Annotated in this window: 24 protein-coding genes; 13 read left to right on the top strand and 11 right to left on the bottom strand. The window is 60.4% G+C overall.

The genetic code is table 11. The features are described from left to right. Nucleotides 1-27: 27 nt before the first annotated feature. The 8 genes from soxA to AB3X39_RS07490 all read right to left on the bottom strand — a co-directional run bounded on the left by soxA (nt 28) and on the right by AB3X39_RS07490 (nt 6,540). On the bottom strand, nt 28-840 hold the full coding sequence (gene soxA / locus AB3X39_RS07525) for a sulfur oxidation c-type cytochrome SoxA (RefSeq protein ID WP_369416742.1): 813 nt from the start codon (nt 838-840) through the stop codon (nt 28-30). A gap of 81 nt (nt 841-921) precedes the next feature. Next, entirely contained in the window at nt 922-1,233 is a 312-nt protein-coding gene (gene soxZ / locus AB3X39_RS07520; RefSeq protein ID WP_369416740.1) for a thiosulfate oxidation carrier complex protein SoxZ, read from the bottom strand. A 60-nt stretch (nt 1,234-1,293) separates the two neighbouring features. After that, entirely contained in the window at nt 1,294-1,752 is a 459-nt protein-coding gene (gene soxY / locus AB3X39_RS07515; protein ID WP_369416739.1) for a thiosulfate oxidation carrier protein SoxY, read from the bottom strand. A 158-nt stretch (nt 1,753-1,910) separates the two neighbouring features. Continuing rightward, nucleotides 1,911-3,002, bottom strand: coding sequence for a c-type cytochrome (locus tag AB3X39_RS07510; protein ID WP_369416738.1), 1,092 nt, complete (start codon nt 3,000-3,002; stop codon nt 1,911-1,913). Continuing rightward, a complete protein-coding gene (gene soxC, locus AB3X39_RS07505) occupies nt 2,986-4,401 on the bottom strand; it encodes a sulfite dehydrogenase (protein ID WP_407069692.1) in 1,416 nt (471 codons plus the stop codon). Before soxC ends, AB3X39_RS07510 begins: the two co-directional genes overlap by 17 nt. A gap of 3 nt (nt 4,402-4,404) precedes the next feature. Continuing rightward, nucleotides 4,405-4,713, bottom strand: coding sequence for an ArsR/SmtB family transcription factor (locus tag AB3X39_RS07500; RefSeq protein WP_369416736.1), 309 nt, complete (start codon nt 4,711-4,713; stop codon nt 4,405-4,407). Between the two features lie 147 nt (nt 4,714-4,860). Beyond that, the gene (locus AB3X39_RS07495; protein WP_369416735.1) at nt 4,861-5,451 is read right to left on the bottom strand and encodes a CBS domain-containing protein; all 591 of its coding nucleotides are present in this window, start codon (nt 5,449-5,451) and stop codon (nt 4,861-4,863) included. Between the two features lie 123 nt (nt 5,452-5,574). Continuing rightward, entirely contained in the window at nt 5,575-6,540 is a 966-nt protein-coding gene (locus AB3X39_RS07490) for a MerR family transcriptional regulator (protein WP_369416734.1), read from the bottom strand. Between the two features lie 92 nt (nt 6,541-6,632). Here AB3X39_RS07490 and AB3X39_RS07485 point away from each other — a divergent pair, with 92 nt between their 5' ends. Genes AB3X39_RS07485 through AB3X39_RS07455 form a run of 7 tightly spaced genes read left to right on the top strand, consistent with a single transcriptional unit; the run spans nt 6,633 to nt 12,461 of the window. Then, complete coding sequence (locus AB3X39_RS07485) at nt 6,633-7,973, top strand: NAD(P)/FAD-dependent oxidoreductase (protein ID WP_369416807.1); 1,341 nt, start codon at nt 6,633-6,635, stop codon at nt 7,971-7,973. A gap of 6 nt (nt 7,974-7,979) precedes the next feature. Then, entirely contained in the window at nt 7,980-8,792 is an 813-nt protein-coding gene (locus tag AB3X39_RS07480; RefSeq protein WP_369416733.1) for a DUF1365 domain-containing protein, read from the top strand. Between the two features lie 2 nt (nt 8,793-8,794). Beyond that, the gene (locus AB3X39_RS07475) at nt 8,795-10,042 is read left to right on the top strand and encodes a class I SAM-dependent methyltransferase (RefSeq protein ID WP_369416732.1); all 1,248 of its coding nucleotides are present in this window, start codon (nt 8,795-8,797) and stop codon (nt 10,040-10,042) included. Continuing rightward, nucleotides 10,039-10,590 carry a DUF3833 domain-containing protein gene (locus AB3X39_RS07470; RefSeq protein WP_369416731.1) on the top strand — a complete coding sequence of 184 codons (552 nt, stop codon included), beginning with the start codon at nt 10,039-10,041 and terminating at the stop codon, nt 10,588-10,590. Before AB3X39_RS07475 ends, AB3X39_RS07470 begins: the two co-directional genes overlap by 4 nt. A 14-nt stretch (nt 10,591-10,604) precedes the next feature. Then, nucleotides 10,605-11,414 (top strand): SDR family NAD(P)-dependent oxidoreductase, encoded by an 810-nt coding sequence (locus AB3X39_RS07465; protein ID WP_369416730.1) that lies wholly within the window; start codon nt 10,605-10,607, stop codon nt 11,412-11,414. Beyond that, on the top strand, nt 11,411-11,851 hold the full coding sequence (locus AB3X39_RS07460) for a nuclear transport factor 2 family protein (protein ID WP_369416729.1): 441 nt from the start codon (nt 11,411-11,413) through the stop codon (nt 11,849-11,851). Before AB3X39_RS07465 ends, AB3X39_RS07460 begins: the two co-directional genes overlap by 4 nt. 34 nt (nt 11,852-11,885) lie before the next feature. Beyond that, a complete protein-coding gene (locus AB3X39_RS07455) occupies nt 11,886-12,461 on the top strand; it encodes a chorismate--pyruvate lyase family protein (RefSeq protein ID WP_369416728.1) in 576 nt (191 codons plus the stop codon). Here the strand turns inward: AB3X39_RS07455 and AB3X39_RS07450 are convergent. After that, the gene (locus AB3X39_RS07450) at nt 12,426-12,764 is read right to left on the bottom strand and encodes an antibiotic biosynthesis monooxygenase family protein (protein ID WP_369416727.1); all 339 of its coding nucleotides are present in this window, start codon (nt 12,762-12,764) and stop codon (nt 12,426-12,428) included. The genes AB3X39_RS07455 and AB3X39_RS07450 overlap by 36 nt on opposite strands. 43 nt (nt 12,765-12,807) lie before the next feature. On the opposite strand from AB3X39_RS07450, the gene AB3X39_RS07445 reads away from it, so the two are divergent. Together AB3X39_RS07445 and AB3X39_RS07440 are read left to right on the top strand one after the other, a co-directional pair. Continuing rightward, nucleotides 12,808-13,326 (top strand): peptidase associated/transthyretin-like domain-containing protein, encoded by a 519-nt coding sequence (locus AB3X39_RS07445; RefSeq protein ID WP_369416726.1) that lies wholly within the window; start codon nt 12,808-12,810, stop codon nt 13,324-13,326. Between the two features lie 55 nt (nt 13,327-13,381). After that, a complete protein-coding gene (locus tag AB3X39_RS07440; protein WP_369416725.1) occupies nt 13,382-14,998 on the top strand; it encodes a peptide chain release factor 3 in 1,617 nt (538 codons plus the stop codon). Between the two features lie 458 nt (nt 14,999-15,456). Here the strand turns inward: AB3X39_RS07440 and AB3X39_RS07435 are convergent, their stop codons facing one another. Both AB3X39_RS07435 and AB3X39_RS07430 read right to left on the bottom strand, forming a co-directional pair. After that, a complete protein-coding gene (locus AB3X39_RS07435; RefSeq protein ID WP_369416724.1) occupies nt 15,457-17,139 on the bottom strand; it encodes a DUF262 domain-containing protein in 1,683 nt (560 codons plus the stop codon). Between the two features lie 96 nt (nt 17,140-17,235). Continuing rightward, a complete protein-coding gene (locus tag AB3X39_RS07430; protein WP_369416723.1) occupies nt 17,236-17,496 on the bottom strand; it encodes a hypothetical protein in 261 nt (86 codons plus the stop codon). A gap of 546 nt (nt 17,497-18,042) precedes the next feature. On the opposite strand from AB3X39_RS07430, the gene rpsL reads away from it, so the two are divergent. From rpsL to AB3X39_RS07410, 4 genes are all read left to right on the top strand, one after another. Then, entirely contained in the window at nt 18,043-18,420 is a 378-nt protein-coding gene (rpsL, locus tag AB3X39_RS07425) for a 30S ribosomal protein S12 (protein WP_369416722.1), read from the top strand. A 140-nt stretch (nt 18,421-18,560) separates the two neighbouring features. Continuing rightward, nucleotides 18,561-19,031: a 30S ribosomal protein S7 gene (gene rpsG / locus AB3X39_RS07420; RefSeq protein ID WP_369416721.1), complete on the top strand. Its 471-nt coding sequence runs from the start codon at nt 18,561-18,563 to the stop codon at nt 19,029-19,031. 84 nt (nt 19,032-19,115) lie between these two features. After that, entirely contained in the window at nt 19,116-21,218 is a 2,103-nt protein-coding gene (gene fusA / locus AB3X39_RS07415) for an elongation factor G (protein WP_369416720.1), read from the top strand. 156 nt (nt 21,219-21,374) lie between these two features. Beyond that, nucleotides 21,375-21,501, top strand: a 127-nt coding sequence (locus AB3X39_RS07410; protein ID WP_369416806.1) for a GTP-binding protein, incomplete at its 3' end; no start/stop codon positions are given.

Below are 21,501 nucleotides of genomic sequence, written 5' to 3'. Positions count from 1 at the left end.
AAGGGTCAGCTTGGGAATCAGCAGCGATCAACGCTTGATGGTCGGCACGGCCGAAACCGCACCCTTGGCGTTGACGCCCATGTAGACGCTGAGCGCCACGGTCACGTCCGAGCCAAAGCCGGGGTACGGGAAACGCTGCTGACGGAAACAGTCGTTCAAACGCAACTGCATGCCCCACATCTGCCCATTGCTGACGCGGTAGGCCGGCCAAGCGGCAAAACCCACGCCGTCGCCCGGGTTCTTGGTGAGGTTGGGCAGTTCCTGCAAGCGGATGCGCTTGCCCTCATCACCGTGGCAGGTGGCGCATGAGAAATCATGCGAACCACCCCGGTAGAAAAAGGCCCGCTGACCCATGGCGTACATCTGCTTTTCTTGGGCGTGTTCCTGCGGCAAGTTGAAACGCAGATCGCGCGATTCAGCCGCAATGAAGGTCGCCAGCGCGGTCAAATTAGCCTGTTCACCTTGGCCAAAAGGGGTTTTAGCGATCTCAGCGCCGTTAAACCCCTGCAAGGTTTCCATGCAGCTGACCAACCGGGTTTCCAGATCTTGGACCCGGCCGGTGTCCTTGAAATAGCGCGGCAGCTCAACAAAGGCCCCCTTGATCACGCCCGGGCCCTTGCCCAGATCGCACTGTTCAAGGGACGCATTTTTCGGCCCCCGCTTTTGCTTCCAGAGGTCTTCGCCCTTGGCTTCGAACAGCTCGGACGGGTTGCCGTCGGCGAGCATGGCGCGGTATTCAGCGATGCTGTCGCCGGCCGATTTCGTTTGAGCCTGCACAGCGCCCGTCACAAGCAGACCGGCCATGCTGGCCAGCCCAGCGGCTTGAAGGAGTCGTTTCATGGTCATCCCAGAAGATGCAAAAAAGAACGGCGACGGACGCTTTCGCTTCCGCCGCCGTGGAGCCGGAGCTGGCGACGACGATCAGCTGACCGTCGCTTCGTCGCTGCGCTTCTCGCCCTTGTTGTCGGTCCAGTTCACGCCAACCTTGTCGCCGGCCTTGGCGCCCTTGATCGTGAATTGCAGGAACGGATTCTTCGACACCGAGGGGCCCCATTGCGCCGTCATGACGACCTTGCCGTTAAGCGTTGCCGTCACGTCTTGGATGTGCCAAGCGGGGATCAGCTTGCCGGCTGGGTCCTTGCGCAAGCCGCTTTCCATTTCATGACTCATCAGAACACGCACGGTGGTTTTGTCACCAGCGGCCTGGGCGCGAATGCGCATCGGATCTGCCATCTTGATTCTCCTAAAGCTTGAAAACTGTGCTGAACGGTACGGAAGATGCAAAAAGGTGGATCAACCGCCGCAACCGCCGAGGGTGACCTTGACTTCCTTTTGGGCGTACAGCACACGACCGTCAGCCATCATGGCCACGGCGAAGACGTTGGACGACTGGCCCATCTTGACGCGGGTGTTGAAGCTCGCCTCAATCGCATCGGTCACGTCGAAAATGGCCGAGAGAGCGCTGGGATTTTTCTCAACCAGCACCAACATGCGCTTGCAGCCCGGCAAGGTGGTCGAGCAACCGACGGGCACCACGGCACCGTTTTCGGCGATGTCCGGACCTTGCAAGGTCACGTCACCACTCAGCACCGGGGCGGCACCGCCCAAGGCCTTGAGCACATCGGCCAAGGATTTGGCCTCGAAAGCAGCCGCAGCGTAGGCGGCTTGAGCGGCTTGGGGCAACAGGCCAAGACCGGCCAACAAGCCGGCGACGGTGGCGCTGTGCGCAAGCATGGTGCGACGAGTCTGCATTGAATGAACTCCTTCAGTCCTGAATGATGTGATTGATCTTCGATCCAACCGGGAGGGGCACACGATAGGTCAGTTACCCCGATGGTTCATCTACCCGAACAGGGATGGCACCGCCCCAGCGGGATAGCCCGACTGGGTAGCCACCTCAAAGCACGGTTTTATTTACGAGCGCCGTCCAGCAACCATTGGGCAATATCACGGGCCTCCGCATCCGGCAAGGTCTGGGGCGGCATTTCCACCGCACCCCACACCCCGGCACTACCCGCCTTCATCTTACCCACCAGATAAGCCAACCCGTCTGCGCGAGCGGCATACTTCTTGGCCACATCGCGATAGGCAGGACCGACCACTTTGCTGTCCACAGCATGGCAAGCCACGCAGCCGTTTTTCTGAATCAACTGGATCGCAGCAGCATCGGCTGGACGGGTGACTGCCCCGACCACCGCCCCACCCACTGCCGGTTTGGTACCAGAGGGCTTGGTGGTATCAGCGCCGTGTTGCGCACCGACCATGCGGTTTTGCTCGGCCAGATTACCGTGATTGTTGCGAGCAAACTCCGGCAGGAACGAGCCAACCTTGGGTTCAGCGACGCAATCCTTCATGCAAGCCACGGCCTGTACATCGGGTTTACCCGCTGTCTTCATGCTCTTGCCTGGCCACATACCGTGATCCAACGTCATGCCGTTGCGGTTGGGCATGCGCGCTTGGGCTTCGGCCATGGTCTTGTCTGACAACACGAAGTTGTCAGGCACGATCCCGCCCATGTTGAGCAGATACGCCAAAACCGCATACACCTCGTCGGGCGAGAGCGACTTGGGGGCGGTCCAAGGCATGGCACGCTGGATGTAATCGAACAACGTCGAGACGGTCGAAACCTTCATCAAGGTGGTGCGCCCCGGGAACGACGGGTCCATCAACTTGGCAACATGGCCTGTCTTGATGTCTTCGGCCGTGGTGCCACCCACCAAGGGGCTGAAGACCTCGTTCGACTCGCCAAAGATGCCGTGGCATTGGGCGCACTTGCCTTCCCAAACGTCTTGGCCGCGCGACACGCTGCCCGACCCCTTCGGCAAGCCCTTGAAGTCAGGGCGGACGTCGATGTCCCACGCGGCGATTTCTTTGGGTGTCGCCGGACGACCCACGCCCGGATAAGACCCCGCCGGGGTTGGAGCTTGAGCACCCGCCGCGCTGGCCACCAGAGCCAGGGTCAACAGCGCCGAACGGCGCAGAGCCTTAGGAAAGCTGAACATTCTTCACCTCGCCGCTCTCCTGGACCAGCCAAGATTGAATCGCGTTGTTGTGGTAAATCGAGCGCGTGCCGCGCACGGCACGCAACTGCTTGTAGTTGGGCTGCACATAGCCGGTTTCGTCGGTCGCACGACTCTGGATGATCGCGGCCTTGCCGTCCCACACCCAGTCGATGTTGAAGCGCGTCAACGCCTTGCTGTGCGCCGGACCTTCGATGCGAGCGGTGCGCCAGTTGCGCCCCCCATCGGTCGAAACATCGACCTTGGTGACCTTGCCACGCCCCGACCAAGCCAAACCGGAGATGTTGTAGAAGCCCTTGTCCAGCAGCACTTGGCCGCCTGACGGCGTGGTGACCACGCTCTTGCACTCTTGGAGATTGGTGTACTGGCGATGCTGACCATTGGGCTGCAAGTCCATGTAGTGGACCGCTTCGTCTTTGGCCCCGTAAGGCGCGTCACCCACTTCGATGCGGCGCAGGTACTTGACCCAGCTGACCCCTTGAATGCCCGGCACCACCAGACGCAACGGGTAGCCCTGCTCGGGACGCAGCATTTCGCCGTTTTGGCCGTAGGCCACGAAGACTTCGCCCGACTCGACCAATTCCATCGGGATCGTGCGGGTCATCGACGAGCCATCGGCCCCCTCACCCAAGACGTAGCGCGCTTTTTTGTAATCGACACCACACATGTCGAACAAGATCTTCAGCGGCACGCCGGTGAACTCACTGCAACTGACCATGCCGTGGGTGTATTGCACCGTCGGCACCGCCACATTGCCCCACTCGACGGCGGTATTGGCGCCGCACTCGATGAAGTGGAAACGCGACACGGCCGGCAAACGCATGATCTCGTCCATCGTGAAGACCTTGGGGGACTTCATGAGTGCCGGATCCGAGCCGTTCAGCATCAAGCGATGCTTGCTGGGATCGATGTCCCACCAGCCTTGGTGATGCCGCTCAAAGTGCAGCCCACTGGGCGTCACCATGCCAAACAACGATTGCAACGGCGCAAACGACACCGAAGCTTGGGCCGTTTGCGTCAAGCCTGGGCTTTGGCGGCGCTGCACGTTGGCTTCAAACTGCGAGGGTTTGCCGTAGCCTTCCATGGCCACCGGACGGCCCAAATTGGTGCTGTGCTCAGGCAGTGTCAGGATGTTGGGATCCCCACCTTCCACGGGCACGGGGTTGGACTGCGCCAAGGCACTGCCCCCCGCGACGGCACCCGCTCCGGCAGCCGCCGTGGCAAAAGCGTGACGGATGAAATCCCGTCGGCCCTGCTTGGCTTCGGCCAAGACAGTGCGAACACCATCCTGATCGAGAAAGTTCTCCGGGGCCTTGATCAGCCGCCCCGATGGTTTTCCGTCAACGTGCACAAAGGTCTCCTCAGATGACGTCGTAGTCATGATTCATGGTGGGTTGCTGAGTTCGTCCTGAACGGCTTGACAAAGCAACAACACGCGGTCACTGGCAACGCGGTAATAAACTTGGGAACCCGCCCGACGGCGCGCCAAGACACCGGCCCGGTACAAGGTGGCGAGATGCTGCGAGAGGTTCGGCGGGTTCACCGCCAGCGTGTCAAGCAACTGACGAACACTCATCTCGGCATCGCCCAAGACACACACGATCCGTAAGCGTATGGGTGCAGACAGCAAACCGAACAAGTCGGCAGCCACCCTAAAAACGCGCTCGGACTCCTGCTCGCCTTGTCTGCTCATAACTATTATTATATAAGAACGTACAAATATTACCGGAAATAGGCTTCTTATGCTGAGTGAATACACGGAGGCCATGGACCTCACGAATGTGCTATGTGACGGGGCCGCTCCAGAGCGGAGGCCCCGCCCGCAACGCCAAGGGCTGAATCAATGGCCCAAAGCTGCGCGGATTTCCGAGAACGTGGATGCGATCTCGGCCGCACCGATCGAATGGCCCAACTGACGCTCAATCTGCGTTTGGGAAACCACCCCGCGAATGCGAGCGGCTGATTGCGGCGTGGCTTTCTGAACCACCAACAGGTGATGACGCCCCAAGTGCTTAAGCGTCGCGATCACCTTGCTGACTTTGCTATGGCTCAGGTCGTCGTAATCAATGACGTCGAGCTCCGAGAGGGGCGACATCACATCGGAGACGACCAACTCATCGAACAGAACCTCCCGACGACCCGCCGCACGCATGGGACGATCACCTTCCAAATCGGTGGACGTGATGAGACCTTCAACACAAGGCATGTTTTCGACCACGAAGAGCAGTCGCACCCCTTGGTAGATCATCATCTGTTTGGCCTGAACCAGCGACGTACCCGGCTGGATCGTCGCGGCTTTCACCTTGGTCAAATCGGTCATCACCTCTGTACCCGGCGAATCCAACGTCACCACGGCACTCAGCAGCGGCTGGGCTTGGGCAATGCAAGTGCCATCAGGAAACTTGAAAGTGGCAAAGGTCGAGTGGTTCATGAATCAGTCTCCGCTTGAGTCAAGGCATCAGCGTCCGCACAACGCTGCGTCAGACTAGCTTACAACTGGATGACACGCTCGGCTATCCGAGTTTCAACGTGCAAGAGCTGTGAAAAGCTTGGCTTAAGTCAACTGCGCACGACGCCATCGAGCCACCTCTGGACCAATCGCGTCCAGTCGGTTCAAGAGCAACACACCTTCGCCCACCCGGCGCTGCACCGACATTGCGGCCGTCGTGCCGGCCCAAATTTCAACGTTGGGAGGCAAGGCTGCGCGCAAGTCGTTCAAGGCTTCAACCCATTGATGGGGACTGACCGCAGCGCTAAAACTCAGGGCAACGATATCGGCACGATGGGCCTTGGCGGCCAAGGTCATGTCGCTCAGCGGTGTTTGCGTCCCCAGATTCATGCACAAGCATCCCTCCACGCTGAACAAGGCTTCAGCCATCAACAACGCCAGACCGTGCGCTTCGAAGGGGAAGGTCACCAAAAGCACCCTGGGCCGAGGCTCGTCTTTCAACTCCGGATGCATCGCCAGGGAGGAACGCAGCACGGTTTCAAGCGCTTGGCTGCAAACATGCTCTTCAAAAACCGCCACTTGACCGCGCGACCACGCTTCACCCACATCCACCAGCAAGGGCACAGCGATGTCCTTGATAAAAGCCCCCACACCGCGTCGCAGCAACGCTTGCCCCAAGGTTCGCCGCAAAGCTTGCACATCGTGACTGAGCAGCAACGCCAGCAGATGCTCCAACTCTTGGCGACGCCGTAGCCCCTCTTCGGTCCGAGGTAGCGAGTCAGGCGTGGCCACGATGTCCATCGCCAACAACTCAGCCAAGCCCATGCCCACGATGCGCCCGGGGCGGTACCCCATGTCCATAAGCCGCTTGATGTGCCGCAATCGCTCGACCTGCTCGGCCGGATAGAGACGCTCGCCGTTGGTATCCCGCAACGGCTGCGGGAAGCCATAACGTCGCTCCCAGACACGCAAGGTGTCCTTGCTGATGCGGGTATCGCGCTCAACAGCGGCGATGGTGAGCACCGGACGAGCAACAACGGTGGGCTCAGAGGAGAGATCGGCAGCACTCATTGCATAGCCCTTAACTGGTTGTGTTGATTGTATGTCTTGGACAAAACGCCTTAAACTTGGGGCAAACACCTTTTTGTCCCAGACACATGATGATCAAACGTATCGCCGTGATTGGCTCTGGTATCGCTGGTTTATCCGCAGCATGGCACCTGAGCCAAGCCGGTCAAGACGGCTTGGTGACCCTTTTTGAAGCGGAAAGCCACTTCGGCGGCCATGCCCACACGGTCGATGTCACCTTACCGGACGATCAAGGTACACCGGTTCGACAAGGGGTAGACACCGGCTTTCTGGTTTTCAACCACCGCACCTACCCGCTGCTACGCCAGTTGTTCGTCGATCTGGAGGTGGCCACCGCGCCTGCCGAGATGTCGTTCTCGGTGCAAAGTCGCAGCCCCCATCGCCCGGCGCTGGAGTGGAGCGGCAACAACCTCGACAGCGTCTTTGCCCAGCGCCGCAATCTGCTGCGCCCAAAGTTCTGGGGCATGCTGGCCGACATCCTGCGCTTCAACCGCCTCACCACCCGCTTGGCGCAACAGGCCGAACAGGCACAACAGGGTGAGGCGCTCGACTTGGATGTGTCGGTGGGCGCGTTCCTCGACCAACACCGTTTCTCAACCGCCTTCAGAAACGACTACCTGCTGCCGATGGTCGCTTGCATCTGGTCTTGCCCGACCGAACAGATGCTGGCGTTTCCCATCGCCACCTTGATTCGCTTTTGCCACAACCATGGCCTGCTGCAAGTCACCCACCGCCCCCAGTGGTACACGGTGCGCGGCGGCTCGCGGCAATACGTGCAGCGCATGCTGAAAGGCATCCATCAAACCCGGGCCAACACGCCCATCCGCCAGATCGTTCGCCACGGCACCGGCTCAGGTATCACCGTGATCACCGCCGCAGGGCACAGCGAACACTTTGACGCCGTGGTGTTGGCCTGTCACAGCGATCAGGCCTTGCAGATGCTGGGCGATCAAGCCAGTGCGCAAGAACGCGCGGTGCTGGGTGCGGTGCGTTACCAACGCAACCACGCCGTGCTGCACACCGACACCGCCTTGCTGCCCGAGCGCCGCAACGTCTGGGCGGCGTGGAACTACGAGCACAGCCCGACCCCGGGGAGCAGCGCCGCGCCTCAGGTTTGCCTGCACTACCTCATCAACCGCCTGCAACCCCTGCCCTTCGCCCAGCCGGTGATCGTCTCGCTCAACCCGGTGCGCGAGCCAGCAGCATCGACGGTGCTGGCCCGTTTCGACTACGCCCACCCGGTGTTTGATCGCGCCGCCATCCATGCCCAAGCGCAAGTGGCCCACCTGCAAGGCCAACACGCCACTTGGTTTTGCGGGGCTTGGACGGGCTACGGTTTCCATGAAGACGGCTTGCGCTCAGGGCGCGACGCCGCCGAGCATCTTTTGCGTCCGGCTCAGGCCACGCAGGGCTGAACCGCCATGGCGCACCCTCTCCCCACCACCGGCACCGCGCCAGCGCCAGCCCATCACGCCCATCACGCTCTGATCGGCGTGGGCCAGATCCGCCACACCCGGCTGCGGCCCGCCAAGCACGCCTTTGCCTATGCGGGCTGGTTCCTGCTCTTGCCCATGCGCAGCCTCAGCTTGGCGCAGCGGGCCGCGCTGCCCTTCAAAGAGCGCGATCACGGCGTGGGGGGCCCCGATGCGCTGGCGTGGGTCGAGCACTTGCTGGCTCAAGAAGGCGTGGCAGACGCTGACGGCGAGATCTGGCTGCAAACCTTTCCGCACCTGTTCGGCTACGCCTTCAAGCCGGTGAGTTTTTGGTTTGCCCATCGCCAAGACGGCTCGCTGGCGGCCATCGTCGCCGAGGTCAACAACACCTTTGGCGAGCGGCACTGCTACGTGCTGCACCCACCCGACCCGCGCAACTTGCGCTGGGGCCAAACTTTGAGCGCCGACAAGGTGTTTGCGGTCTCGCCCTTTTGCCGCACCGCCGGCCAGTACCGCTTTCGCTTTTTGCGCACCCCGAGCCACATGGTGGCGCGCATCGACCTCATGGATGAAGACGGTGCGCTGCTGCAAACCAGCCTCAGCGGCGCGCTCGAACCCCTGACGCGCCGCAGCCTGCGCGCCCGCTTTTGGCGACAACCCGGCTTTGCCTTGGGCGTGACGCTGCGCATTCACTGGCAGGCCTTGCGGCTCTGGCTGAAACGCGTACCGCTGCATCTCGCCCGCTCGTCGTCAACCTCACCCCCCTTACCGCCCACCTTACCGCCCCACCGGAGCCCTTGACCATGCACGACACCGCCTCAAGCACCCTGTCGCCCATGCCCAGCACCACACCTTTGAGCCTGACGCTACCGCCCAGCGCCCGGGCCGTGCTCGGCCTGCTGGAGCGGCTGGCCCACGGCTCACTGGAACTGCGCTTGCCGGATGGCAGCTTGCGCCGCTATGGCCCAGGCGGCCGCAGCGATGCGCCACACGCCGTGATGCACTGGCCCAACTGGAACGTCTGCGCGGCCGTACTGCGCTCGGGCGACATCGGTCTGGCTGAGAGCTACATCGCTGGGGATTGGCACAGCCCCGACGTTTCAGCCTTGCTGCGCTTGTTGATCGCCAACCGAGATGCCTTGGAGAAGACGGTCTACGGCTCGTGGTGGGGCGCGCTGGCCTACCGCCTGCGCCACGCCTTCAACCGCAACAGCCGCAGCGGCAGCCGGCGCAACATCCACGCCCACTACGACTTGGGCAATGCCTTTTACCGGCTCTGGCTCGACGAAGGCATGAGCTACTCCAGCGCGTGGTTCGACGGCCGCCCTGAGCAGTCGCTGGCGGACGCCCAGCACGCCAAGATGAACCGCGCGCTGCGCGAAGTGCGCCTCAAAACCGGCGACCGCTTGCTCGAAATCGGCTGCGGCTGGGGTGGGCTGGCCCAGACCGCCGCTTGGGGCTTCGGCGCCCACGTCACCGGCGTGACGCTCTCGACCGAACAACTCGCTTGGGCGCAAGAACGCATCCAAGGCAGTGGTCTGCGTGAACGGGTCGATCTGCGCTTGCAGGATTACCGCGATCTGGATGAACCCCCTTTTGACGCCGTGGTGTCGATCGAAATGTTCGAGGCCGTGGGCCGGCGCTACTGGCCCGACTACTTCGCTGCGGTCGCGCGGCTGCTCAAGCCCGGCGGACGGGCCTGCATCCAGAGCATCACCATCCGTGACGATCTCTTCGAGCGCTACGCCCGCTCGACCGATTTCATCCAGCAATACATCTTCCCCGGCGGCATGCTGCCCAGCGTGAGCGAGTTCCACCGCGCCGCCAGCCAAGCCGGCTTGGTGGTGAAAAATCAGCTCAGCTTCGGCCCCGACTACGCCGAAACCTTGCGGCGCTGGCGCGAACGCTTCCACGCCGAAGCGCCAAGGATGCCGGCGCTGGGCTTTGACAGCCGCTTCATGCGCACGTGGAGCTTTTACCTGCACTACTGCGAAGCCGCCTTCGACACCGGCAACACCGACGTCGTGCAGTTCACCCTGGAAAAGCCATGAAAGCCCTGCGCCCCACCCTCCTTGCTGGGCTTACGGCCCTTGCGGCGTTGGGCAGCACCGTGCTGAGCGGCTGCGCCGGCTCGCAGGTGCAGGACTACACCGCCGAGCGTCCGCTGCTTGATCTGCGCCAGTACTTCAACGGCGACTTGGTGGCGCACGGCATGTTCACCGACCGCTTCGGCACCATCCGGCGGCGCTTTACGGTGCAGATGAAGGCGCACTGGCAAGGCGATAGCGGTGTGCTGGAAGAAGACTTTCTCTATAGCGACGGCGAAAAAGAGCGGCGCGTCTGGACCTTGCAACGCAAGGCGGATGGCGGCTACGTGGGCCGAGCCGCCGATGTGGTGGGCGAGGCCGAAGGCCGCGCGGCGGGCCCGGTGCTGCGCTGGCAATACACCCTGAGCCTGCCCGTGGGCGGCAGTCACTACCAAGTCGCTTTCGATGACTGGATGGTGTTGATGGATGAGCACACCTTGCTCAACCGCGCCACCATGAGCAAGTGGGGCGTGCGCTTGGGCGAGGTCACCCTCGCTTTCCACAAACCCTGAGCCCCCTTGACCCCATGAGCGACAACCCCCCACTGCGCGATTGGCACGGACGCGTGGTCTGGATCATCGGTGCTTCCAGCGGCATCGGTCGGGCCACCGCCTTGGCTTTGGCCCAAGCGGGGGCGCAGGTGGTGATCTCGGCGCGCCGACCGGCAGCCCTCCAAGCGGTGGCAGCGGAAGCCTCGGCCCGGCAGCACCCCGATGCGATCACGGCCTTGCCCTTGGACGTCAGCGAACCCGCCACGATTGACGCTGCCCTCCAGCGCCTGCGCGCCCTGCACCCACAGCTTGATCTGGTGCTCTACTGCGCCGGCCACTACCGGCCGGTGCCCGCCACGGCCTTCGATCTGGCGCAGATGCTCCAGCACCAAACCATCAACTACGTGGGCGCGTTGCATGTGCTGGACGGCGTGCTGCCGCTGCTGCGCGCTCAGGGCCACGGCCACATCAGTCTGGTGTCGAGCGTGGCGGGCTGGCGGGGCCTGCCCAAAGCGCTGGCCTATGGTCCGACCAAAGCGGCCTTGAGCCATATGGCCCAGATCCTGCACTTGGAGCTGGCACCGCTTGGCTTGGGCGTGTCGGTGATCCATCCCGGCTTTGTGGCCACGCCGCTGACGGCGCACAACGACTTCCCCATGCCGGCGCTGCGCTCGCCCGAGCAAGCGGCTCAAGCAATCCTCCAAGGCTGGGCCAAGGGCCGCTTCGACATCCACTTTCCGCGCCGCTTTACCTGGGTGCTCAAAACGGTGACGATCTTGGGGCTGCTGCATCACCGCCTTTGCCAAGCGCTGCTGCGCCGCATCACCCGCGAAAGCTCGCCATGATCTCGACCCCGCTGCAAACCCTGATCGAGCACTTCGAGCAACTCGGCCCCGAGCGCTTGGATGCGCTGGCGGCGCTCTACAGCCAAGACTGCTCTTTCCGCGACCCCTTCAACCACCTGCACGGTCGCGCGAGTGTGCGTGCGGTCTTTGCCGACATGTACGCCACGCTCGACGTGCCGCGCTTTGTCGTGCTCGACGCCTTCGAGACCATGGAGCCCGAGCATCGCGCCTTCCTGAGCTGGGACTGCCACTTCCGCCACCCGCGCTTGGGCGAACACAGCATCCACGGCAGCACCTTGCTGCACTTCGACGCCCACGGCTTGGTGAGCCGCCACCGCGACTACTGGGACGCCGCCGAGTCGATCTACGAACACATCCCCTTGCTCGGGGGCGTGCTGCGCTGGATCAAGCGCCGGATCGCGACACATCAGCCCTGAAAAACCGGAGCGCTGACCCTATCATTCGCGGCCTATGAAGCCGCGCCCGCTCCGCCCGTCCTCACCCCCCTTTGCTGCCGCCCTGCGTCCATGGCTGCGCGTGGGGGGCTCGCTCACGGCGCATTTGGGGGCGGCGTATGGGCCGGTGACGGTGCGCCGCCGCCATCAAGGTCACGGCTGGGCGGCGGCGGCAGAAGCCGTGGATCTGGGCTTGCATCGCCCAGCGTCGCGAGCGGTTCATGTGCGCGAAGTGCTGCTTTTTGCCGGGGACCAAGCGCGGGTGTTTGCACGCACCGTGTTGAGTCCCGGGGCGTCACGCACGGTGTGGCGCGCCATTCGGGGGCTGGGGAGCCGGCCCTTGGCGGATTTGCTTTTCCAGCAACCGCACCGGGTGCGGCGCTCCACCTTGAGTGCCGTCTATCACGGCCCTGCCGAGCCCTTCACCCGCCATGTCGCACGCGAATGGCGCGCCGCCAGCGGCACGACCCTGCCCGGCCGAGGCCTGTGGGCGCGGGCCTCGGTGTTTGAGCGGCGCGGCTACCGGCTGCGGGTGATGGAATGCTTCCCGGCCCGATCAAGCGTGGGGCAAGTTGGCCGAAGGTTCCGATGACGCGTGCGGCGAAGCCAGCGGGTTGAAGTGTTCGACCGCTGGTGGCTGAGCGAAGAACGGGCCAACGATGGCGCGCCAATCGGCAAAAGCCGGGGACTGGCGGAAATCCACGGTGTGGTTTTCCAGCGTGGTCCACCAGATCAGCAACACGTAGCGGTTTGCGCTTTCGATACCGCGCTGCAACTGGTAATGACGGTAGCCCTTGGCGTGGGCAATCACCGTCTGGACGCCGTGATGCACGGCCGATTCAAAGGCCGCGTGCTGGTCGGCTTTGATGTGGATATCAACAACTTCGAGGATCACAACCGCTCCTTATAGGCATGAAGAACGTCGTAGGATGCCACGCATGAACACCTCTTCTTCAACCCATCGGCGAAACCATCGGCCTCTGGGGCGTCATCTCCCACGTTATGCGCTGCCCTGGGTCTTGATGCTGGGCCTTGGCGGCTGCGCGCAGTTCATCGGCCATCCTGATCAAGCCGTCCCCATCCGCAGCAGCCCAGAAAACGCCACCGTGGTGATCCGCGATGGTCAAGGCCAGCGGGTTTTCAAAGGCACCACGCCCACCATCGTCAGCTTGCCCAAGAGCAATGGCAGCTACTTTGGCGGCCAGAGCTATGACGTTGAGATCAGCCTGCCCGGCTACATCAGCCGCCGTGTCAGGCTCCGAGCCGACGTGTCCTTGGGGGCCATCTTTGGCAATGTGTTCCTGGCACCGATCGGGTTGGTCGGGCTGTTGCTGGTCGATCCGTGGAACGGCAACATGTACAACCTCAACCCCAGCGCGGTCAGTGTGAATCTGCCCGTCCCGCCACAACCCGACCCCGCCGACGCGGACGACGAGCCCATCTTGGTCAAGCCCTAAGCCGAAGCAGCGACAATCGCCGGTTTTGCACCGCCGCCTTGCGTGAGTTGCTGCCATGTCCGACCTGTCCACTGAAATTCGCCGTCGTCGCACCTTTGCGATCATTTCCCACCCCGATGCGGGCAAGACCACGCTGACGGAAAAACTGCTGCTGTTCTCGGGCGCGATTCAGATCGCCGGCTCGGTCAAAGCACGCAAAGCCACGCGCCATGCGACCTCCGACTGGATGGAGATCGAAAAGCAGCGCGGCATCTCGGTGGCATCGAGCGTGATGCAGATGGAATATGGCGACTGCGTCATCAACCTGCTCGACACCCCCGGCCACCAAGACTTCTCCGAAGACACCTACCGCGTGCTCACCGCCGTGGACGCCGCCTTGATGGTGGTCGATGCCGCCAACGGGGTCGAAGAGCAAACACTGCGCCTGCTCAAGGTTTGCCGAGCGCGCAACACCCCCATCCTGACCTTCGTCAACAAGATGGACCGCGAGGTCAAAGCGCCGTTGGAGTTGCTTGACGAGATCGAGCAAACCTTGGGCATGAGCTTGGTGCCGCTGACGTGGCCGGTGGGCATGGGCAAGACATTTCGGGGCGTGATGGACATCCAGCACGACCGCATGCGCGTCTTCAAGGCCGGGGCCGACAAGATGGAAAACGCGGGCGACGAGGTGGTCGATGGACTCGACAACCCGGTGCTGGCCGAGCGCTACGGCCTCGACTTCCAAAACGCCGCCGATGAGCTCGAACTGCTGCGCGAAGCCACCCCAGCGCTGGACCGCGAAGCCTTCTTGGCCGGCGAGCAGTCGCCGCTGTTCTTCGGCTCGGCAGTGAACAACTTTGGCGTGCAAGAAATCCTCGACGCCTTGGTCGCCCTGGCCCCGCCGCCCAGCGAGCGCGAAGCCCAAGAACGCGTGGTCGAGCCGACCGAAGAGAAGTTCTCTGGCGTGGTCTTCAAGGTCCAAGCCAACATGGACCCGGCGCACCGCGACCGCATCGCCTTTGTGCGGGTCTACTCGGGCCGTTTCCAGCGCGGCATGCGCCTCAAAGTGACGCGCAACAACAAGGAAATCCGCCCGCAAACGGTGGTGAGCTTCCTCTCACAACGCCGCGAGCTGGTCGATGAAGCGGTGGCCGGCGACATCATCGGTATCCCGAACCACGGCACCTTGCAGCTCGGCGACACCCTGACCGAAGGCGAGATGCTGCATTACACCGGGCTGCCCTTCTTCGCGCCGGAAAGCTTCCGCACCGTTGAAATCAAAGACCCGCTGCGCTCCAAGCAATTGCGCCAAGGTCTGCAACAGCTCGGCGAAGAAGGCGCGATCCAAGTCTTCAACCCCGTGGCCGGCGGCTCACTGATGCTGGGGGCCATCGGTCAGCTGCAATTTGAAGTGGTGCTGCACCGCCTGAAAGGCGAATACGGCGTCGATGCCCGCCTCGACCCCTGCCGCTTCACCATCGCCCGCTGGATCACCTGCCCCGACGAAGCCAAGCTCAAACGCTTCATCGACAGCGAGCCCATGCGCATCGCCTACGACGTGGTCGGCGCCCCCGCCTTCTTGGTCCAATACAGCTCCGACCTGCGCGTCACCCAAGAACGCGTGCCCGACATCCAGTTCCACTCCATGCGCGAACACTCCGGCCGCGTCTTCAACGCCGCACCGTCGCTGTAAAGCCCTACCCACCACCCGCCGACTTTCACCGTTCGCCCTGAGCTTGTCGAAGCGCCTCACCGAAGGCCCACGCCATTCGATCTGAACCGTTGCCCGTTCGGGCTGAGCTTGTCGAAGCCCCGCCCGCTTGGGCACCACAGCCCTTCGACAAGCTCAGGGCGAATGGACAAAAAAGACCCGGCTGGCGGCCTCTTTTTCCCCTTTGAAAAAGGGGGCCGGGGGGATTCAAAGACGTGCGAATGGCGTCCTGCTGAGCGGTTCGAATCTGGGCCCGCGCCGAAGAAAGGTGCAACAAGGCCGTTTATCGATGTGCAGTCTGTTCTCTGTGCCGGTGTTGAACACCATCGCACCGATTTGATCGATGATTGAATTCGTCTTGAGGGTTGAACTCAAGTTGACTTATGGGGAAGTCCTTGTAGAAGGGTTAGCCATCACTGCGCGCGCTCTCAAGAGGTGTACTACTTTATTGACCACACTGTGTCGTACGCGTACTCGGCTAACTCTTGCGTGCGCCTCTCAACTTCTTGGGCCGTCCATGTAGCGGCAGCAGTCACAAACGAGTCAAGCGCATAGCCGCCATCAGTCAAGAGTGTCTTCTTTTCCACGAATGATTTGGAGCCTAATTTCTCGCTGTTGAACTTGACTGGTACCAAGAGTAGATTGCCAATGTAATGCGTCCAGTCATTATGATTTGCCTGCGGTGAAAGATGCTCGATCGAATTTGAATTCTTATCGATGTCGACCGCAGGGTTGCGTGAGCGGTCAATCTTCCACAGAGTATATCTAATGACGTTTCGCTGTCGAGCATTTAGATAGCTTAACTTCTTAAACTTGCTGACGAATACATCTCTAGCAGGAACCTTGTCCTTGACCTTTTTCTTGAAGTCCGTGATGCATATCCCGAGGGCGTTTGAGTCGGCTGCGTTTGCGAACTCACGGGCGTGTGCTGCGTACATGCGACTTACGCCACCTGACGAGGGGAATGCACAGATGGTTGTGTAGGTGTAGTGGTATTTCTCAACGAGACTAAATATTTCGCGTACTTGTCCATCTTTCAGCTTGTGGGCGTGATAGAGGCGCAACACCGACAAGAGAAGCGGATTTGCAATCTCAATATTTAATGTATTTGAAATGCAAAACAGCGAATATTGGATGTCCGCCGTTGATTTATTCCATATATTCAGCACATCTGGTTCAGAAATTCCTCGATATAGCTTGCTGTCAGTGCGAAGTTCGTCAAAAATGTCTTTGACGTTCTGCGCGTTGACACTATCGCGAATGGCACGAAAGAGTTGCTTCTCTGTCGTGAAGGGGTATTTCGACAGCCAATAGTGGTGCAGGAACGTTCTAAGCTGAATCGGCCGCTGAGCCTCTTCCAATTCAGTCTGCATTTCGAGCCAATGATCCATTGGTCTATCAATGGCCTTCCCCTTTGCGGGAAGTAGACGCAGGAAGTGATTCTTTGCCAGATCAGCGGCTGTCAAATCTTTGCCGCGGGTGTTCAGCGTTTCGAAGATCGTATATGCATCATCCTGATTATCGAGCGTAATTGAGATGACTTTCAGTGCGAGAATCTTGTTGCGAATTTGATCTAACCACTTTTTTGTCTCATTCTTTGCCTTTGTCGCGTGAAGTTTTGCAATGCTAGTCACACCCTCCTTGATGAAGGCCGATATGGTTTGGTACGCAATTCTTATCGCACGTTCTTCATCGCCTGCATCAATATCCTCGTCTTCCTTCTGAAAACTTTGAATTTTTGCCTGAAGATACGGATAGGAGGTCTCAGCGCGAAGAACGAACTGAGCTTGGTCATTCAAGTCTCTTGTTTCGATGAGTCGATGAACTCCCTTTGCTGCCGCAATGTGCCCAAGTTCGAAATACTTGTCTCGAATAGCGCATAGGGTAATTGTGATGGTCGTTAGCCGCTGCTGGCCGTCTACTATTCCGTACGAGGAGCTTGAAATGTTGTACGTTACAAAGGCCCCGATAAAGTAGTCCTTCTTGACGTCAGAGGTGCTGTCGTTCCAAAACTCCTCGACGTTTTCGCTACCCCAGGAGAATGGGCGTTGGAATCGCGGGATGACGTACGTGCCGGATTCAAGGATTTGTCGGACGTCGCGGTCAATGCATTGGATCTTCATGGGTAGATTCGGGTGGAGATATTTTTAATGGCTAACGTTGCGATTAAGCCGGTTGCTGAAGGCAATCCGGCTTGAATATAAAGTTAGGCTTTTGACTTATACCCTATATGCTGTTTTTATGTCTGAACAGGTCTGGGGCTGAATATTATTCCAGATGTTTATTGCGGCATTGTTATTTGCAACCCATTGAGAACAATCTACGAACCCGAGGTCATATTTTTTAAAAATCTTCTCCCATAGACCAGCGCCTTCGTAACCAGGGCAAATTTTCTCAATTTCATATTTGAGCAACATAGCTCCAGACGGCTTGCCTTCAAGTCGGCCGCAGTCATTGGCGGAAACATTTTTGATGATCATAAGATCCTTTCAGTTTAGTTGACGCGGGGAGAAGACTAACTACATTTCAACATCATCCGCCGACCCGCAGGATGCGGTCTATCGCGCTAGTGATGCTCCCTGAGGTGGCATCGTAAGAGATTAAAAGACCGCTGAAAAGCCCCACGGGGGCCAACTTTTTTGGGGCTGGTGTTGGCGCGATAGGTGGCCTAAATTTTTAGGTATGGATACCGCCGTTTGCTTGACCGAATGCGGCAGGACATTCGGCGTTTTTGAGTCAGCTGGGGTTGGGCGCACGGTGGGGGATTCGACAAGCTCAGCGCGAACGGGGGTGGCGCATGCGCGGGCGCGGCACCGCTCGCCCGCTGCGTGCGGGAGAGTGGCTAGGAGTGAGGGCCTCACGTGCCCATTGCCTGTTTTTAGGGCAATCAGCTATACTCGCGGGCTTTTCGGCTCATGTGGCCGGGTTTGGTCATGGGCTCATGCTCAAGGCGCTTCAAAAGCGTTCCGACCAAGCTGGCCAAGCCGGCCGAAATCAACGTAACTTCAAACGGGAACAAGTTACCCATGCCGACCATCAATCAACTCGTGCGCCAAGGCCGTAAGGCTGAAGTCACGAAGTCCAAATCGCCTGCTATGCAGGACTGCCCGCAACGCCGTGGCGTTTGCACCCGCGTGTACACCACGACCCCGAAGAAGCCGAACTCGGCGCTTCGTAAGGTGGCCAAGGTGCGCTTGACCAACGGTTTCGAGGTCATCTCGTACATCGGCGGTGAAGGCCACAACCTGCAAGAACACAGCGTCGTGCTCGTGCGCGGCGGCCGGGTCAAGGATTTGCCGGGTGTGCGTTACCACATCGTGCGTGGCTCGCTCGACTTGCAAGGCGTCAAGGATCGCAAGCAATCGCGTTCCAAGTACGGCGCTAAGCGTCCGAAGAAGGCCTGATAGGTCAAAAGCGGTGCTCGCTAAAAAAGCGAGTGACCGAGTAAGTGGGTGGCCCCTAAGGTGGCGCCTGCGGTTAGTCAGATCCAGTCCCAGTAAGTGCAAGACGCTGACTGCCAACTGAAGCAATCAAAGGAATCGAAATGCCTCGTCGTCGCGAAGTACCCAAACGCGAAATCCTCCCGGATCCCAAGTTCGGATCGGTGGACCTGTCCAAGTTCATGAACGTGGTGATGGAGTCCGGCAAGAAGGCCGTGGCTGAACGCATCCTCTACGGCGCGCTCGAACAAGTCGAAAAGAAGTCGGGCAAAGACCCGATGGAAATCTTCTTGACCGCCCTGAACAACGTCAAGCCGATGGTCGAAGTGAAGTCCCGCCGCGTCGGTGGCGCGAACTACCAAGTTCCCGTGGAAGTTCGCCCCATTCGCCGGATGGCTCTGGCCATGCGTTGGCTGAAGGAATCGGCCCGTAAGCGCAGCGAAAAGTCGATGGCCATGCGTTTGGCCAACGAACTGCTCGAAGCTTCCGAAGGTCGCGGCGGCGCGATGAAGAAGCGTGACGAAGTTCACCGTATGGCTGAAGCCAACAAGGCGTTCTCGCACTTCCGCTTCTAAGCCTTCTCAGCGATTCTCTCTTTCGGCTGCCTCCTTTCCGTTCCACACGAACGATCGGGGCAGCCTTCCTATTTGGAGTAACCCATGGCACGCAAGACCCCCATCGAGCGCTACCGCAATATCGGTATCTCAGCGCACATCGACGCCGGCAAGACCACCACGACCGAACGGATCCTGTTCTATACCGGCGTGAACCACAAAATCGGTGAAGTGCACGATGGTGCTGCCACCATGGACTGGATGGAACAGGAACAAGAGCGCGGCATCACGATCACGTCGGCCGCGACGACCTGCTTCTGGAAGGGCATGGACCGCTCGCTGCCGGAACACCGCATCAACATCATCGACACCCCGGGCCACGTGGACTTCACCATCGAAGTCGAACGCTCGATGCGCGTTCTTGACGGTGCTTGCATGGTCTATTGCGCCGTGGGTGGTGTGCAGCCGCAGTCGGAAACCGTTTGGCGCCAAGCCAACAAGTACAAGGTGCCGCGTCTGGCCTTTGTGAACAAGATGGACCGTACCGGCGCGAACTTCTTCAAGGTCTACGACCAGATGAAGACTCGCCTGAAGGCCAACCCCGTGCCCATCGTCATCCCCATCGGCGCCGAAGACACGTTCACCGGTGTGATCGACTTGCTGAAGATGAAGGCGATCCTTTGGGACGAAGCCTCGCAAGGCATGAAGTTCAACTACGAAGACATCCCGGCAAACCTGCTGGCTGATGCCAAGAAGTGGCGTGAAAACATGGTCGAAGCGGCCGCCGAGTCCGGCGAAGAGCTGATGAACAAGTATCTCGAAAGCGGTGAACTCACCGAAGAAGAGATCAAGCTCGGCATCCGCACCCGCACCATCGCCGCTGAAATTCAACCCATGTTCTGCGGCACCGCCTTCAAGAACAAGGGCGTGCAGCGCATGCTCGACGGCATCATCGATTTCATGCCCTCGCCGGCTGACATCCCGCCCGTCCCGGGCACCGACGATGATGACAACGCCACCGTGCGTCATCGCACCGACGAAGAAAAGTTCTCGGCGCTGGCTTTCAAGCTGATGACCGACCCGTATGTGGGTCAGCTGACCTTCGTGCGCGTCTATTCGGGCGTGCTGAAGTCGGGCGACTCGGTCTACAACCCGATCCGTGGCAAGAAAGAACGTATCGGCCGGATTTTGCAGATGCACGCCAATCAGCGTGAAGAAATCTCCGAAATTCTGGCAGGCGACATCGCTGCTTGCGTGGGCTTGAAGGACGTGACCACCGGCGAAACCCTGTGTGATCCGGACTCGATCGTCACCTTGGAAAAGATGGTGTTCCCGGAGCCGGTGATTTCGCAGGCCGTGGAGCCGAAGACCAAGGCCGACCAGGAAAAGATGGGTATCGCTCTGGGCCGTTTGGCCAAGGAAGACCCGTCCTTCCGTCTGCGTACCGACGAAGAATCGGGCCAGACCATCATCTCGGGCATGGGCGAGTTGCACCTGGAAATCATCGTCGATCGCATGAAGCGCGAATTCGGCGTGGAAGCCAACGTCGGCAAGCCGCAAGTGGCCTACCGCGAAACCATCCGTGCCAAGGTGGAAAACGTCGAAGGCAAGTTCGTGCGTCAGTCAGGCGGTAAGGGCCAATACGGTCACGTCGTGCTGACAGTCGAACCGCAAGAACCCGGCAAGGGCTTCGAGTTCGTTGACGCCATCAAGGGTGGTGTGGTGCCGCGTGAATTCATCCCTGCGGTGGAAAAGGGCCTGATCGACACGCTGCCGAACGGCGTGCTGGCCGGCTTCCCGATCGTGGACGTGAAGGTCACGCTGACTTTCGGTTCGTACCACGACGTGGACTCGAACGAAAACGCCTTCAAGATGGCCGCTTCGATGGGCTTCAAGGACGGTTGCCGCAAGGCCCAGCCGGTCATCCTTGAGCCGATGATGGCCGTGGAAGTCGAAACCCCGGAAGACTACGCCGGCAACGTGATGGGCGATTTGTCCTCACGCCGTGGCATGGTCCAAGGCATGGACGACATGCCTGGCGGCGGCAAGGCCATCAAGGCCGAAGTCCCGCTGTCGGAAATGTTCGGCTACTCGACCACCCTGCGTTCGATGTCGCAAGGCCGTGCCACCTACACGATGGAGTTCAAGCACTACAGCGAAGCTCCGCGTAACGTGGCCGAAGCGATCATCACCGCGCGTTCGAAGTAAAATGCGCGACTGCCGCTGCCCGACCCGGGCAGCGGTCGCTTTTTTCAAGACAGTCTTCGCTCGGTCTGCCGTGTGCTGCTCGTGGCCCACGGAACACCAGCCCTGCGGAGACGTAAAACCATCCACGAGCAATGTTCTTTGATCCGGAGAATTGAAATGGCAAAAGAGAAATTTGTACGTACCAAGCCGCACGTCAACGTGGGCACCATTGGTCACGTGGACCATGGCAAGACAACGCTGACAGCAGCGATCACCACCGTCTTGTCGGCCAAGTTTGGCGGTG

The organism is Leptothrix ochracea (assembly GCF_041083635.1).
In the GTDB taxonomy this organism is placed as follows: Bacteria; Pseudomonadota; Gammaproteobacteria; order Burkholderiales; family Burkholderiaceae_C; genus Sphaerotilus; species Sphaerotilus ochraceus.
This window is presented reverse-complemented; position numbering and strand designations above follow the sequence as displayed.

Coding starts and splice junctions, on each gene's coding strand:
- rpsG (WP_369416721.1), top strand. CDS start 18,561: ATGCCTCGTCGTCGCGAAGTACCCAAACGCGAAATCCTCCCGGATCCC.
- fusA (WP_369416720.1), top strand. CDS start 19,116: ATGGCACGCAAGACCCCCATCGAGCGCTACCGCAATATCGGTATCTCA.
- AB3X39_RS07480 (WP_369416733.1), top strand. CDS start 7,980: ATGGCGCACCCTCTCCCCACCACCGGCACCGCGCCAGCGCCAGCCCAT.
- soxZ (WP_369416740.1), bottom strand. CDS start 1,233: ATGGCAGATCCGATGCGCATTCGCGCCCAGGCCGCTGGTGACAAAACC.
- AB3X39_RS07510 (WP_369416738.1), bottom strand. CDS start 3,002: ATGTTCAGCTTTCCTAAGGCTCTGCGCCGTTCGGCGCTGTTGACCCTG.
- soxA (WP_369416742.1), bottom strand. CDS start 840: ATGAAACGACTCCTTCAAGCCGCTGGGCTGGCCAGCATGGCCGGTCTG.
- AB3X39_RS07430 (WP_369416723.1), bottom strand. CDS start 17,496: ATGATCATCAAAAATGTTTCCGCCAATGACTGCGGCCGACTTGAAGGC.
- AB3X39_RS07455 (WP_369416728.1), top strand. CDS start 11,886: ATGAAGCCGCGCCCGCTCCGCCCGTCCTCACCCCCCTTTGCTGCCGCC.
- AB3X39_RS07445 (WP_369416726.1), top strand. CDS start 12,808: ATGAACACCTCTTCTTCAACCCATCGGCGAAACCATCGGCCTCTGGGG.
- AB3X39_RS07500 (WP_369416736.1), bottom strand. CDS start 4,713: ATGAGCAGACAAGGCGAGCAGGAGTCCGAGCGCGTTTTTAGGGTGGCT.
- AB3X39_RS07460 (WP_369416729.1), top strand. CDS start 11,411: ATGATCTCGACCCCGCTGCAAACCCTGATCGAGCACTTCGAGCAACTC.
- AB3X39_RS07475 (WP_369416732.1), top strand. CDS start 8,795: ATGCACGACACCGCCTCAAGCACCCTGTCGCCCATGCCCAGCACCACA.
- soxC (WP_407069692.1), bottom strand. CDS start 4,401: ATGACTACGACGTCATCTGAGGAGACCTTTGTGCACGTTGACGGAAAA.
- AB3X39_RS07440 (WP_369416725.1), top strand. CDS start 13,382: ATGTCCGACCTGTCCACTGAAATTCGCCGTCGTCGCACCTTTGCGATC.
- AB3X39_RS07490 (WP_369416734.1), bottom strand. CDS start 6,540: ATGAGTGCTGCCGATCTCTCCTCTGAGCCCACCGTTGTTGCTCGTCCG.
- rpsL (WP_369416722.1), top strand. CDS start 18,043: ATGCCGACCATCAATCAACTCGTGCGCCAAGGCCGTAAGGCTGAAGTC.
- AB3X39_RS07435 (WP_369416724.1), bottom strand. CDS start 17,139: ATGAAGATCCAATGCATTGACCGCGACGTCCGACAAATCCTTGAATCC.
- soxY (WP_369416739.1), bottom strand. CDS start 1,752: ATGCAGACTCGTCGCACCATGCTTGCGCACAGCGCCACCGTCGCCGGC.
- AB3X39_RS07495 (WP_369416735.1), bottom strand. CDS start 5,451: ATGAACCACTCGACCTTTGCCACTTTCAAGTTTCCTGATGGCACTTGC.
- AB3X39_RS07470 (WP_369416731.1), top strand. CDS start 10,039: ATGAAAGCCCTGCGCCCCACCCTCCTTGCTGGGCTTACGGCCCTTGCG.
- AB3X39_RS07465 (WP_369416730.1), top strand. CDS start 10,605: ATGAGCGACAACCCCCCACTGCGCGATTGGCACGGACGCGTGGTCTGG.